This window comes from Bacteroidota bacterium (assembly GCA_018816945.1).
Lineage (GTDB): Bacteria > Bacteroidota > Bacteroidia > Bacteroidales.
This window is the reverse complement of the sequence record JAHIVC010000082.1, coordinates 1-15,218: the sequence shown is the minus strand read 5'-3', so window position 1 is coordinate 15,218 and position 15,218 is coordinate 1. Positions and strand designations below refer to the sequence as shown.

12 protein-coding genes and 1 pseudogene are annotated in these 15,218 nt (G+C 33.3%); 5 read left to right on the top strand and 8 right to left on the bottom strand.

The window, feature by feature from the left end; genetic code table 11:
* The coding region (locus KKG99_12550; protein ID MBU1013827.1) for a beta-lactamase family protein at nucleotides 1-1,045 on the top strand (1,045 nt) is incomplete at its 5' end.
* Nucleotide 1,046: 1 nt separating this feature from the next.
* On the opposite strand, the gene KKG99_12545 is transcribed toward KKG99_12550, so the two are convergent.
* Entirely contained in the window at nucleotides 1,047-1,274 is a 228-nt protein-coding gene (locus KKG99_12545) for a hypothetical protein (GenBank protein ID MBU1013826.1), read from the bottom strand.
* Between the two features lie 61 nt (nucleotides 1,275-1,335).
* A complete protein-coding gene (gene glmM, locus KKG99_12540; protein MBU1013825.1) occupies nucleotides 1,336-2,724 on the bottom strand; it encodes a phosphoglucosamine mutase in 1,389 nt (462 codons plus the stop codon).
* Nucleotides 2,725-2,818: 94 nt separating this feature from the next.
* Between glmM and KKG99_12535 the strand changes: the two genes are divergently transcribed.
* The 3 genes from KKG99_12535 to KKG99_12525 all read left to right on the top strand — a co-directional run bounded on the left by KKG99_12535 (nucleotide 2,819) and on the right by KKG99_12525 (nucleotide 6,055).
* Complete coding sequence (locus KKG99_12535; GenBank protein MBU1013824.1) at nucleotides 2,819-4,231, top strand: tetratricopeptide repeat protein; 1,413 nt, start codon at nucleotides 2,819-2,821, stop codon at nucleotides 4,229-4,231.
* A gap of 104 nt (nucleotides 4,232-4,335) precedes the next feature.
* The gene (locus KKG99_12530) at nucleotides 4,336-5,262 is read left to right on the top strand and encodes a DUF368 domain-containing protein (GenBank protein ID MBU1013823.1); all 927 of its coding nucleotides are present in this window, start codon (nucleotides 4,336-4,338) and stop codon (nucleotides 5,260-5,262) included.
* A complete protein-coding gene (locus tag KKG99_12525) occupies nucleotides 5,255-6,055 on the top strand; it encodes a shikimate dehydrogenase (protein ID MBU1013822.1) in 801 nt (266 codons plus the stop codon). The genes KKG99_12530 and KKG99_12525 overlap by 8 nt, the downstream gene beginning before the upstream one ends.
* Here KKG99_12525 and KKG99_12520 read toward each other — a convergent pair.
* Nucleotides 6,039-6,281: a DUF4342 domain-containing protein gene (locus KKG99_12520; protein MBU1013821.1), complete on the bottom strand. Its 243-nt coding sequence runs from the start codon at nucleotides 6,279-6,281 to the stop codon at nucleotides 6,039-6,041. The genes KKG99_12525 and KKG99_12520 overlap by 17 nt on opposite strands.
* Before the next feature lie 53 nt (nucleotides 6,282-6,334).
* On the opposite strand from KKG99_12520, the pseudogene KKG99_12515 reads away from it, so the two are divergent.
* A pseudogene (locus KKG99_12515) lies at nucleotides 6,335-7,588 on the top strand (Nramp family divalent metal transporter).
* A gap of 31 nt (nucleotides 7,589-7,619) precedes the next feature.
* Here the strand turns inward: KKG99_12515 and KKG99_12510 are convergent.
* The 5 genes from KKG99_12510 to KKG99_12490 form a co-directional block, all read right to left on the bottom strand.
* Nucleotides 7,620-8,381, bottom strand: a complete 762-nt coding sequence (locus tag KKG99_12510) for a glycosyltransferase (protein ID MBU1013820.1) — start codon at nucleotides 8,379-8,381, stop codon at nucleotides 7,620-7,622.
* Between the two features lie 5 nt (nucleotides 8,382-8,386).
* On the bottom strand, nucleotides 8,387-9,613 hold the full coding sequence (locus KKG99_12505) for a glycosyltransferase family 4 protein (GenBank protein MBU1013819.1): 1,227 nt from the start codon (nucleotides 9,611-9,613) through the stop codon (nucleotides 8,387-8,389).
* A gap of 40 nt (nucleotides 9,614-9,653) precedes the next feature.
* Nucleotides 9,654-10,451: a glycosyltransferase gene (locus KKG99_12500; protein MBU1013818.1), complete on the bottom strand. Its 798-nt coding sequence runs from the start codon at nucleotides 10,449-10,451 to the stop codon at nucleotides 9,654-9,656.
* A gap of 195 nt (nucleotides 10,452-10,646) precedes the next feature.
* Nucleotides 10,647-11,918 (bottom strand): glycosyltransferase family 2 protein, encoded by a 1,272-nt coding sequence (locus KKG99_12495; protein MBU1013817.1) that lies wholly within the window; start codon nucleotides 11,916-11,918, stop codon nucleotides 10,647-10,649.
* Between the two features lie 7 nt (nucleotides 11,919-11,925).
* A partial coding sequence (locus KKG99_12490; GenBank protein MBU1013816.1) for a hypothetical protein occupies nucleotides 11,926-15,218 on the bottom strand: 3,293 nt, incomplete at its 5' end.

Below are 15,218 nucleotides of genomic sequence, written 5' to 3'. Positions count from 1 at the left end.
TGTGTTTTTAACTGCATGCATCCCAACAAACGAAAAGCAAACCGATGAAATCTTGGCATCAGAACTGATCGAAAAACTAATGACTGAACAAAATATTCCCGGAATTTCGATCACCGTAACCAAAAATCACAAATTCTTAATGTCGAAAGGATTTGGATTCTCCGATTTAGAAACCCAGGTTCCGGTTATATCGAATCGAACAAAATTCAGGATAGGTAGTATTTCAAAACCACTTACCGCTAACGCGATGGCGCAGCTTTATGAAGCAGGAAAACTTGATTTAGATGCACCAATCCAAAAATATGTACCGGATTTCCCTATTAAAAAACATCCAATAACAGTACGTCAGGTTGCGGGTCATATTGCAGGTATCCATCACTATTTAAGTGACAGTGAAATGTTAAGTGCCAAAAGGTACAATTCGGTTACTGAAAGTCTTAACATTTTCAAAAACGATACACTTCTATTTGAACCCGGCACAAAATATTTGTATTCAAGTTATGGATGGAATTTGCTATCTGCAGTTATAGAGTCTGCCAGCGGTGAAAACTTTCTGGATTTCATGAATCGAAATGTGATTGAAAAAACTGGATTGACAAATACAACAGCAGATTACAACGACAGCATTATTCCATTCAGAACAAGGTTCTATCAGCTTGATGAAAATAAAAAAATCATTAATGCCACTTATGTTGATAACAGTTATAAGTGGGCTGGAGGTGGATTCATCTCAACTTCTGAGGATATTGCCAAATTTGCCTTGGCCCATACTAAAGGAGGAATTTTGCATGACACTACGCTTATGACATTCATCACACCACAGCATTTAAAAAATGGCGATATTACTTCTTATGGAATTGGCTGGAGTCAGGGAGAGGACAGTAACCAACGAAAATATTACGGACATACAGGAGGTTCTGTGGGAGGTATTTCTGTAATGAGAATTTATCCGGATTCAGGTTTAATTATCGTTATTCTTTCTAATTCGAGTAATGTTAGATATGGTAATTTAACCGACAAGATTATTGATTTGTTCTGGGACTAACTTACTCTTCAAACAAATCCAACTGATTTGCAGTATTATAAAGTTCATCAGGAACGCTATCCGCATAACTATTTATGAAGGGAGCAATCATCTTCTTGATTAACTTGGTAGGAGTAGTTTTACGTGCCATGCAATAATTTCTCAAAGATTTTTTCTGACGGGCACTCAACTTGAAATCTATTATTTTATAAATAGTTTTTCGTGCTTTTCGTTTACGTTTTACAGGCATCCGGGTCTGATTGAATTATAAAACACTAAGTTAAGAAAATTTTAATACGACCAAATTTTGATCATTGAATAAGATTTTGAATTTCGTTAATTATTCTTAAGGCCAGCAAATCTGCCATTTCTTTCGTGTCACTTTCCGCGTAAATCCGAATGATGGGCTCTGTATTTGATTTACGCAAATGAACCCATTCGTTCGTAAAATTAATTTTTACTCCATCAATAGTGATGAGATCCTCATGCTTATATATCTCCTGAACAGATTTTAAAATTTGATCGACATCAATCCCTTTGGGCAATGTGATTTTATTTTTAGAAATATAATACTCCGGGTATTTAGCTCTCAATGCTGAACATTTCAATTTTGTTTTTGCTAAATAAGTAAGAAATAGAGCGATTCCTACTAAAGCATCCCTTCCATAATGCAATTTAGGATAAATAATCCCCCCGTTGCCTTCTCCTCCAATGATTGCATTTTGGTCTTTCATCATTTCAACCACATTCACTTCACCTACTGCCGATGCGAAATATTTGCCGCCATAACTTTCGGTCAATTCTTTCAAGGCTTTTGTTGATGAAAGATTCGAAACAGTATTCCCTGACTGATGTTGCAAGATATAATCTGCCACTGCAACCAAAGTAAACTCTTCTCCGAACATGCTGCCATCTTCGTTAATTATGGCCAAACGATCCACATCGGGGTCAACCACAAATCCAAGGTCACAGGCCGATGCGACAACCTTTGCCGAAATTTCAGTTAAATTCTCGGGTAAAGGTTCCGGATTATGAGCGAATATCCCGGTAGGCTCACAATTCAATTTCTCCACTCGACTGACTCCTAATCTTTCCAGTAATTGAGGCAGTGCGATTCCACCCGTCGAATTTACACAATCGATGGCCACTTTGAAATTTGCTTTTTTTATTAAATCAATGTCAACTAGTGGTAAATTAACAATCATCTCAATATGTTTGTCAATAACAGAATTATCGTATACGTAAGTCCCCAAAGATGCTATTCCTGAGAAATTAAATTCTTCCTTTTCTGCAATTTCCAAAAGTTCATTTCCTTCATTTGCTGAAATAAATTCACCCTTATTGTTCAATAATTTAAGTGCGTTCCATTCTGCAGGGTTATGACTGGCCGTGAGAATAATTCCACCATCGGCTTTTAAACTTATAACCGCGATTTCAACTGTAGGGGTTGTTGATAATCCAACATCAATTATATCTGCCGACAACGAATTTGCAGTAGCAGCCACAAGGTCATTTAAAATTTTACCTGAAATCCGGGCATCCCTGCCCAATACTATCCGCAAACCATCCTTTCCTGATTTTGCTTTTAAAAATGTAATGAAGGCAGCCGTAAACTTAACTACCTCAATTGGGGTGAGATTATCACCGGGATTCCCTCCAATAGTTCCCCTAATTCCTGAAATTGATTTAATAAGTGCCATAGATGCAGACAAAATTAGGAAAATATGCTTATGTTTATGTTTACAAAATGATTATTTTTGTCGCCACAAACTACTGATTAACTGAATCTGCAAAATGATGATGAGCAATTTCGAGGAAGCTGATGAATACCAGATACAAGGCTTGATTAAACGTTTTGAGAAAATGGTTGCCCGTAACAAAGATTATTTTTTTGATGTTCAGGAATTTGAAGATATCATTGACTTTTATCTTGACCGCAGCGATTTGACTCATGCTGATCATTCTATTGAAGCTGCCATCGGGCAACACCCTGGAAGTATAATTTTCTTGTTTAAAAAAGCCTTATATCTCATCGCTTCAAGTAAATACAATGAGGCCTTAACTTTACTTGAAAAGATTGAGAAAATTGAGGTAAATAATGCCGAGGTATACCTGACAAAAGGAATGGTTTACAGCCATCAAAAAAAGAACGATCAGGCAATTAAAGAATACCGTAAAGCAATTGAACTTGCCGATGATCCTGAAGAAATTTATACCAATATAGCTTTTGAATATGAAAATATAGGCGATTACAAAGAGGCGATTTATTTTTTGAAAAAAGTACTCGAACTTAATCCTGAAAACGAAGCTATTATTTATGAGCTTTCATTTTGCTTTGAATTATCTAACCTTTCCGAAGAAAGCATTGCTTACTACCATGAATTTCTTGATAAAACACCCTATTCAAAAGCTGCATGGTTCAATTTAGGGATCGCTTACAACAATCTGGAATTATACGAAAAAGCAGTAGATGCATATGATTATGCAATTGCCATTGACGAAACGTTTGCTTCTGCTTACTATAATAAAGCAAATTCGTATGCTAACTTATCGAACTACCCGATGGCAATTGAAGCGTATAACGAAACCTTCAAGTATGAAGAGCCTGAAGCCATGACCTATTATTATATTGGCGAATGTTACGAAAAAAGCAAGGAATATGTCGCCGCTATCGAAAATTATCAAAAAGCAATTGAAATAGATGATAAAGGAGCAGATGCCTGGATTGGAATTGGCTTATGTAATAATCTTTTAGGCAATACGGTTACTGCACTAAAATGTGTTAAGCGGGCAATCGATCTGGAAGAATCAAATGCCGAGTATTGGTACATTTTAGGAGACATTCAGGAAAAGAATAATTTAATTGATAAAGCAATAAAATCGTATGAAAAAGTTTGTGAATTAGAACCAACGCATCCTGAAATCTGGCTTGATTTTTCAAATTTATATGCCGAGCATAAAGAGTTGCCTAAGGCCATTGAAATTATTCAAACCGGGATCGAATTTTTGGATGACAATATTGAATTCAAATATCGCTTGGTAGTATATCTGTTAAAAAGTGGCAAATCAAAGGAAGCCTATGAATTATTGGAAAAGGCTTTAACCACCGACTATTCAGCTCATGAAAAACTTTTTGAATATCAGGAGGATTTGAAAAAGAACTCGGAACTAATGCGAATCTTAGAGTCGTTTAATGAAAATAAATAGGATTTCCATATATACAAATCTTTCCAATTCAATGATGAAGGCTAACTCGAATCCCATCACTTTTAAAAACTCATCTTTATTTGTTGAAAAACAAGACTAAGTGTATGAAGAATTATATAATCCTATTTGTAAAAGGAATTGGCATGGGAGTAGCAAATGTGATTCCGGGAGTATCGGGAGGAACAATTGCATTAATAACCGGAATTTTTGAACGATTGGTAAACTCAATAAAATCGTTCGATCTGAAAGCAGTTAAACTTCTTTTTGGTTTTAAATTCAAACTTTTTGCCGATTATACCGATTTTAAATTTTTGATTTCCATATTGCTTGGGGTATTTGTCGCCATCATAAGTTTAGCCAGATTGTTCGATTATCTTTTTGTTAATTACCCGGTATATATTTGGGCATACTTTTTCGGATTGGTATTAGCTTCGGTTTATTTTGTTGGAAAAACTGTGGAGAAATGGAACCTAAGGGTAATTCTAACATTTATCATTGGCTCAGCAGTAGCTGTCGCAGTATCAATAATGAATCCTTCAGCCGAAAATGATAATTTCTTTTTCTTAATTCTTTGCGGTGTTGTAGCCATTTGCAGCATGATCCTTCCCGGGTTATCCGGTTCATTTGTATTAATCCTCATGGGAAATTACAAATTGGTAATGATCGATGCTGTCAACAATCTGGACTTAGTAATTATAACTCCTGTAGCGATTGGTGCCGTAGTTGGAATCATTGCATTTTCGCACTTACTTTCATGGGTTTTTAAAAGATATAGAAACGAAACAATTTCATTGCTTACAGGTTTTATACTTGGTTCAATAAGTATATTATGGCCATGGAAGAAAACGATTTATATGGTAAATGATTTGGGCGAAACAATTTTAAAGAATGGTCAACCCATTATTCAAAAATATGAACAAGTTTTACCACAATCTTATAATTCGGGGTTTTGGATTGCGCTATTTTTAATACTTTTGGGAATTATAAGCATTTGGATAACCGAATCATTAGCAAAGAAGACGAATGATTAAAAGCTTGAATTTATTTGCAAACGGAAAGAGCAAGTCATATGGTTTGATAGGGAATACTCTAAAGCATTCATATTCAAGCAAATATTTTGAACGGAAATTTAAAGCCGAAAACATTAGCGATTCCAAATATCTGCATTTTGAGATAGAAGACCTCCAAGAATTCCCCAAATTAATTGAAGCGCATCCTGATTTGGTTGGGTTAAATATTACCATCCCTTATAAAAAAACCATTATTCACTACTTGGATGAAATTGATAGAAGTTCAAGGTTTATTGGAGCTGTTAACACCATCAAAATAAGCAGAAAAAATAATAAACCTTTCTTATCCGGATATAATACAGATGCTTATGGATTCGAAAAGACACTTCTTCCGGTTCTAAAACCCCATCATCAAAAAGCACTGGTTTTAGGAACAGGTGGAGCTTCAAGAGCCGTTGTTTACATTTTACGAAAAAATGGCATTTCTTATCTTGAAGTAACCAGATTCCCTTATAAATCCAATCAGATTGGTTATGATATGATTTCTAACGAAATTGTTCGGGAATACAATATTATCATTAATACAACACCTGTTGGGATGTATCCCAAAGTTGTTGATATGGTTAACATCCCATACGAATATTTGGATCAAAACAATTTATTGTACGACTTGGTTTATAATCCGGAGGAAACACAATTTTTGAAGGCCGCCAAGAGTAAAGGAGCCACAACAATTAATGGAACAGGAATGTTTGAATTGCAAGCAGAACGCTCCTGGAAAATCTGGAACAAAAAATCTATTCTTCCTTTCTGATTACTTCAATTGTTAAAGTTGATGCATAAATTGCCAAACTTGCAATAAGAGCCATAAATGGAGCTAAAACAACTGCCACAATGCCTATATTCACCGGAATATCAATAAATTTGCCACCTTTATCATCCTTGACAATGATTCGATGCACATTGCCCTCCTCAATTAATTCCTTAATTTTTGAAAGCAATTCCGATCCTTTTACTTTAAATTCTTCTTTTATATCCATGGTGTAAAAATACAAAGAATTAAATTTCTTTTACATTTGTTTAAACAACGATCATGAATTTTAAAAACTTTTTCAAAATACTTGGCCCCGGATTGATATATGCCGGTGCAGCGGTAGGTGTTTCCCATCTGGTTCAATCAACACGGGCAGGTGCCAGTTATGGTTACGACTTGATCTGGATACTTTTACTTGCAAATATCATCAAATATCCATTTTTCGAATTTGCACCTCGCTATGTTTCAGCTACGGGAAACAGTTTAATTAGTGGTTATCAAAGGCTCGGTAAATGGGCCATCATTTCCTATGCGGTCCTGACCCTTTTGACCATGTTCGCAATACAGGCAGCTGTAACTATCGTTACTGCAGGACTAGTTGCCAGTGCCTTTAATCTAACAATTGACCCTGTAATTATTAGTGCCATAATACTTGGTGTTACGACCATTATACTAATCATTGGAAAGTATTCGATACTGGACAAACTAATGAAATTGATCATCGTTGTTTTGGCCGTTTCAACCATTTTTGCGGTGATTTCAGCTTTTAGTCAAAGTCATCCTGTTCAATCAACCGCAACTTCCTTCGATTGGATGAACCGTCTTGATATTTTCTTTTTAATTGCCTTTATCGGATGGATGCCCTCCCCGATTGATGTATCTGTTTGGTCATCGGTTTGGAGTGTTGCAAAATATAAACAACTCAGATTTAAACCAAGTTTAAAGCAGTCACTTTTAGATTTTAAAATTGGTTATATAGGAACTACTATTCTGGCACTTGGATTCTTATTATTGGGGGCCAGGATCTTATATGGCAGTGGAGAGGAGCTGTCATCCAACGGAGTTGTTTTTTCAGAACAGCTTATTAATATGTATACTGTAAGCATTGGAAGTTGGGCCAAAATAATTATTTCCATTGCAGCACTCACAACCATGTTCAGCACCACTTTAACTTGATTGGATGCTTATCCGAGAGTACTACAGCCCACTACTGAAATTCTTTTCCCAAAAGCCAATTTTGCTAAACTTAATTCAGGATTGATAAGCCTTTTATGGATTATAATTCTGGTAATTGGCACCTTACTTTTATTGGGATATTTTGCAGGCAGTATGCGCTTTATGGTTGATCTTGCAACAACTTTATCGTTCGTTACAGCGCCCATACTGGCATATATGAATTATCGGGTAGTGACCGATAATCATATGCCGGAATCATTCCGTCCCGGAATAAAGTTAAGATGGTTTGCCTGGATTGGAATCATCTTTTTAAGTTTATTTACCATTGGGTTTTTGTATTGGAGATTCTTGGCTTAATATTGAATAATCTGATTTGTAATTCAGGAATTCATTTTATCAATTTATAAGCCAATATTATTTTCCAGATATTTAGCCAATGAAAAAGCTTTATAATTTTTGATTGGGTGTACTGAATCGCAATCTTATATTCTTCTTTGAATTGATGCCTATAATTCTTTTCGCCTTTTGAATCAGTATGTATTCTGAATGCAGACAAATAATCGTTAATAAAATAAGGATCAGCCTGTTTTCCAAACCTTAACCATAAATCATAATCCATTGCATAGTTAAAATGGATATTTAGGCATCCAACCTTTTTAAATAATGACTTTCTGAAGAAAACTGCCGGTTGCGATATAAAATTTTCAATTAACAGTCTTTTATAACTGTATTTGGATAGATAATAATTTTTATATTTTGTAATGAATGATCTGATTTCATCACCTTTAGCATCTATGATCTTACACTTTCCAAAAAGCCATTCACAATTTATATTCGAATTAAAAGAAGATGCAATTTTTTGAAATGAGTTCTCCAAATAGATATCATCTGAATTTAGCCACCCGATAATATCACCCGTACATAATTCAATCCCTTTGTTAATGGCATCTGCCTGTCCTTTATCCTTTTCTGAAACCCAGACAATATCAGACCCATACCTTTTTAAAATTTCAATGGTACCATCATTTGAACCAGCATCAACAACAATCATTTCAACTTTAAAATCACCTACTTGCGACAATACACTTTTTATGGTTTGGTCGATATAATCAGCCTGATTAAAAGAAGGGGTAATAATTGAAATCTTCATAACTGTTATTTATTTCCTAATACCCTTTTAAATAATTCAATATATTTTCGAGCTATAATTTCAGAAGAATAATGCGCTCTAACGAATGTTACTGCATTAGCGGAAAGCATCTCCCATCTGCTTTGATTTTCCAAAACCCAATCAATTCCTTTAGCGAGGTCTCCTTCTTCAAATGGATTTGCAAGAAATCCATTTTTTTTATGCTGAATAATTTCAGCCGGACCAGTTTGGTTAAATGCAACCACTGGTGTACCGCACGACATTGATTCAATAATAACTTGTCCGAATACTTCCTGAATAGATGGAACAACAGTTACATCTCCTGCTGAATAGATGGTTCTCAATTTTTCATCATTATTTATCTTCCCCAAATATTTAATTTCGATGCCGTTTTCGTATTGAACTTTAGGCTTGTCATTACCAAAAACAATAAGCACAACATCTTTTGTGGTAACAGTTTCTAAGGCATTTAACAAAAACTGAAATCCTTTATTCTCATCTTTAGTCGAATTAATTCCTCCAAAAATAATAACTCGATTTTCAGGACTAATTCTAAGTTCACTCTTGGCTATCTCCTTGTTTACACCATCATAAAAATCAGTATCTAAACAATTTGGAATAACCGCCACATTTCTTCCTTTTAGAAGGGTACTAGATACTACTTCGGACCTCATCCAATTTGATGGAGTCACAATCTGCATGATATCAATTTGGGCATAAGCTTTCAGCTTTCGCTCAAAATTATAACTACTCAAATCATTTTTGAATTTTGGAGATAAATATGGGCAACGTTCACATTTCGTCTGATATTTCAAACATCCTTTTGGGATATGGCACCCTCCGGTAAACGACCACGAATCATGAAGGGTCCAAACGATAGGAACATTAAGTTTAGCTAACGTTTCTATTTTAACAAATCCTTCCGAAATCCAGTTTAGATGAATAATATCCGGACGAAAAAGTGCGACATTTTCTAATAAATTATCATTAATTATTGCCGAGAAAAAGGGTAATCGCTTCCTTGTAAAAAGTAAAGTCGGTAAATAATCAAAATAGGCTTTTGCAGAGGAGAATTTCTCATTCGCAGCATAAGTAAATGAGTCTGCGAAACTCTTCTTCCGAACAAGGAGTCGGATATCAGCACCTATATCAGCTAAGCTTTTTGACAGGCGATATGTAGCTCTTGCAGCACCGCCTTTTTGATCATAAGTATTTAGTTGAAGTATTTTCAAGTGAAATATTTTAATGTAAAAACAAATGTATCGATTGTTTTTATGACTCTGTAACTGTAACAAGTCTTTTTCTGTAAATCATCTTTATCATTAAAAAGTAAAATTTACGAGGCATTATTTTTCGAACTATTTTTAGCCCAACCAAAAAGACGAATAAAGACAGGTGATAAATAAACATCTTTAAACTCAACTGCTCATAGGCTTTGAGAATTTTAAAGTGCTCAAACCATGATTTTAAAATCTTCTGATCGGAAATCCCATTTGATTCAATTATAGAAATGGGAATGGGTAAATACTTAAATCTTTTATTTTGTTTACAGAGTCGAAATAATTGATCATAATCGGCACCTATCTTATATTTCAAGTCAAATTCATTTTCCTTTAACAAAACAGTTCTAATAAAAACAGATTGATGAGAGGATATCATGCCCTTCCATAATTGATCCAGCGGCCTTGATTTTTTTAAAACATTAAAATAAGGGTATTTGATAATTACATCCCCATAAATGACATCAAATTCATCTGTAAGAAATGGTATTATTTTGTCAAGGACCGCTTCATCAGCAATCACATCACCGGCATTGATAAAAATTGTCCAATCATTTTTGGCTAGATTAATCCCTTTATTCATGGCATTATAAATTCCAAGATCAGGTTCAGAAATCCAAATAAGATTATCACAGGTTTCACTCCGAAGATAATAAACTGAACCATCGACAGATCCTCCATCAATGATGATGAACTGATGTCGTGGAAATTTACTTACCGAATCTTTAAAGAGTAATTTTAACCCTGATAAGTTATTTTTACAAATAGATATGATTGATATTTTGTTCAATCCTTATTAAATTAATTTCTGAAAATATTTACAATAAACCTTTTAAAGCATTCAAAAATTCTAAATATTAATTTTATAAGTGTCCCCATCGAGAGCCTTTTTTATTGAACGGTTCAACTTCCTAAGATATTTTGGAATCAGTTCATATTAAAAAATCTATTCTCACGTGAGTAAAAATTGAGAACCCTAAAGTTTTTAATGTTTTCTAATTACCGAATCTAATTTATAATATAGTATTTTGAATTTGCTTATCCACATTCGAATAATTTTACTTAAAAGGAGCTTGACAGATAATGCATCTAATGATTGGTCATCTTGAATAAATAAGGATCCATTCCTTAATTGCCAATCTCTTAAACGATAATAATAAATTAGTTTTTTTCTAGTAAGTGCTAAATTTACAGTCGTATAATAATTTAATTGAATTAACTCTTCTACCTTTGCAAATAATATATCATCCCCTTCAATATCGCAAATTACGTTCAATTCATGAGGCATCATTTCCAACCCAAAAGAAAATTTTATACATTGTACTTTTCGGCTTGTCAAAACATAAGTCGACTTTAGGTTTGAATATGACTTCACCCCGTAAAGATCTACATCAAAATTATAAGGTGCGAGCCTCTTATTGAATTTTTTGATAATCTCAGGTAATATTTCATAGTATGAATCGTAAACGGAACGAGATTTATTAAATTTAACAAATCTGTCTTGAAGTTTATTTCCAAAATTCACTGGCATTTGGGCAAATAACATTGGCTTATCAAAATGAGTACCGGGATCACCAAAATTAGTGGTGTAGGAAATTCGTGGATTAACAAAATATTTGTTCTCTGCAATTATGTAGGCACTAAAAAATTTCTTCCAAGAAGAATCAGGCCATTCCATGATATTGGGAGGTAAGCTAATCTCCAAATCATCTGTATGATCATTCTTGTTGTACCAATTGACAAAGTTTTTCCAATGTGATTTAAGCCAGACTTGCCCCCAAGAAGACACTACCTGAATAAAAAAAACATCAAAACCATCATTTATCGGGATAAATGGCATTTGGGCAGATTCGTTAAAAAGATGACTGTAAAGGGAAATGCCAGCGATAGCTGATTCTGCATAATAAAAATTACAGGATTTTATTGCGAATTGATAAAAGATAGGGCTAACAAACATGTCATCTTCAAGAATTAAAATCCCATCATGCTTTTGAGAAAGATTCCCACATCTCAAAACATGTTCTTTGAGCCCAAGATTCTTAGATTGTATGATCACTTGCTTAACTCCAAAAGGCCAATCAAAATCATGCGCCAGTTTTATCACTTCATCATTGCCTCCTCCATCAATACAGATATACAATTTAATGACTAAATCATCGTATGAAGCTTGAACCAATGATCTTAAAAGCCTTTGTAAAGGCTTAATTCGATTGTAAGCAATAACAGCTATTGGAATATCTAATCTATCCTTCATCATAGTTTAGTTAAAAATGGATCCCAGACAAAAACAATTTGTTTCCACCAATTCTGGAGGCAACTTCACTAAATGAGCTCCAATTACTACCGTAAATAATTTTTGTACGACTTAATACATATAAATCTATCATTGCCATTATTTGCTGCTCATATGACCGATCATAAGTATCTCGTGCATGGAACACAATATTTTTATTGTATTTTTCCGTAAAAACTTCATAGATTTCTCTTTGATCTGCAGCAATATAAAATAAAGTATTTTTATCCTTACTCAATAGTTCATCTATTTTCTTTTCAAATACTTTATAATGGCTTCTTTCACGCCAATAATGCATCAATTCAGTTCCCTTTTTATCAAGAAACAGATCCGAGTCCCATTTATCCTTATCATAATTTACACCTCCTCCCATTCTTATATGAATTCCAATCATATTATCAACAGAATATTTTTCAGCCTGTTCAAGGATACACTTATTAGCTACTAATTGTCTTAAAAAAACATCTTCTTTTGCTTTATTAAAATGTCCATAATCGAGTGTGTATGCAGATCGGATGTAAATATCTTTCTTGGTATTACAATTTATATATAAACTATTAGATCTTCGTAATTCACCGTTCATATAATCATAAACTTCCATTTCTGATAATTTTTCCGCCTGAATCATTCCTGATTCATTAAGATGGTTATCAAATAGTTCACTAAATTTTGTATCACAATGAACATCTGGATTCCATATTAAAACAAGTTCCCTAGATGTAGATTCACCCAGAACACTGGCACTTGCCAAGGCTCTCAACCTATTACACAAACCAAATTGAACATCAATATACAACTTAGGTTTGCGATTTATAATTTTTGAAATATTTTTTAACCCTGTTTTCTTTACCATTATTGTATTTATTACCGCATTTACCATCGATGGCCTGATAAATACATTAAGTGGACCAGTAAAAGCTTCTAATATCTCCTCCATAGTTTTTGGTTGGACAAACAATTTAGAATCATATATCTCAGTAACATTTACATAGTCTGACCTCACAGGTAAAACTGCCTTTAACCATTTGCTTATATCATCAACTAGCAACCATATTGAACAGGTATTTGAATTTGAGAATTGATTGAGATCCTTAATATGTGCCATAATTATCTTAGTATCATGGGCCCGAACATCTAGTATAATGTTCTTTTTTGTCCAACGTACAATTAAATTATAATTCTTTATTTCTTCGACAGAAAGAAGACTGCTCCAATGTATACCAACTGAAACTTCGGTTTTTTTAATTCGATTACTCTCCTTTAAAATAATTTGCTCAAATTCAGCTCTTTTGGCTGTATTATTTTGCTGACTTTCTGAACCTTCATTCTGCAAATGAAAAACATTGATATCATGGCATGGGTTAATAATTGAATATTTTTTTTGAAGCAACTCATTATTTAAGAAACTATCGCTATACATCGTTCCCAATCCATAATCTGCATAAAAATCATCAGGAATTGAAGAAAAGAACATCCAGGCATCGGCTGATAAATTATTAGGGAGTCCAGCTGAATTTGTTATTGGGTTATAACTTTTATGATCTCCTTGATCATTCTTCCGAGAGAAGCAAAAAATAGTTCGACTAAATTTTTCAGGTTTTAGAAGCGCAAGTGTTTTGTCAAAATAAATATCCGAATTACATATTATAATCCTATGATTTGAATACTCATTTCTTGCAATATTAAATAGTTTCGAGAAAGATGGCCTTGTCTTCGCCATTTCAATCGTAACTCCTTTTTTGTTTCTGATTTCATGCAAAGTAAGGTTTTCTGCATCATCTGATGCTTGATCATATACAATATGACATTGTGATATTTCTGGGTTGCGTAAATTAGCGTCTAAACAATATAATAACTCAGCCTGACGTGCGACTTTTTTTTCATTGTACAAAGAGGTTATTAAAATAAAGCCTTCCGCAATATTATACCCCTTTTTCTCAATGATTTGTTTTTTTGGGGTTTTATTTAAACCTGGTTTAAACAAATGCAGGGAATTTTGAATTTGACGTTCTGAATAATTAATAATTTTTAAATAGGCATTTCCAGGAAACATAATAATTTTATGACCTAATGAGTTTTTAATTCGGCTAAGTTCGCGATCTGTTGAGTTTTTGGAAATTAAAATACTAGATAATTCAGTTGTTAACAAACTGTTCTTGGTCTTTAAGTCATTAATTTGTGAATTGCTTTCATCTATAGATATCGTTAGTTCACTGTTTTTATTTTCAAGTCTTTCTATTTGAAGCGACATCGATGAAATTGAATCTTTAAAATCCAAAATGTATTTATTTTGCTTCTCCATTTCGATCTTAGAATTCTCAATAATCTTTCTCAATGCATTAATCTCTTTAATATTCGAACCAAGTATATTTTTTAAATTTTCTGTATATTTATTCTGGCTATCAATAGCTTTTTTACTTAATTCAATTTCGGCATCTTTTTCCTCGATAATTAAAGATTTATTTTCAATTTCTAATTGTTTCTTTTCAATGATTTCACTTTTTTGCTTAATTCGAATTCCGAGGTTTTTAATTTCCCCAAGATTGGTTTCATTTAGTTTATTTTGCTGATCAGCCTCCTGCTTAATATTTTCTAATTGACGGTTTTTATTTACGAGTTCCATAGAAGAACTTTGAACCTCGGCATCTTTTTCTTTTAACATCAAGGATAAATTTTCAATCTCTAACAGATCCTTTTCAATGATTTCATTTTTTCGCTTAAGTTGGACTCTTAGATTTTGGATTTCCTCAAGATTGGTTTCATATAGTTTACTTTGTTGATAAGTTTCCTGCTTTATGTCTACTAATTGACGGTTTTTATTTTCAATTTCAAGCTTGATTCGTTCAATTTCAGAACTCGCATCTTTAATTTCTTGAGATTGTTTTTTGTTTTGAAATTCTTTTCTTAAATATTTATCTTTTAGGAATATAGGCGAAATTCCATAATATTCATTCATTTGTTCGGATCTGCTGTCACCAATTTTATATTTTTTAATTATATCACTAATATTAAAACTATTTGAAATTTGGTAAGTATCAAGCATGGATACATATTTTTGCAGAAATAAATTGCTTATATCGAATTCATCCTTTGTAATCTCAAAATTTCCGGTAATAGCACCCCTCTTTACTTTAGATTCTTCAAAATATTCTGTTTTATATTCAACATTTAAGAATGTACAAAATTTTTTAACATAATCAATCTTTCGTAAGATATAATCTTCGTAACAGATTATAAACGGTGAATCACTGTTTTTTTCAAAGG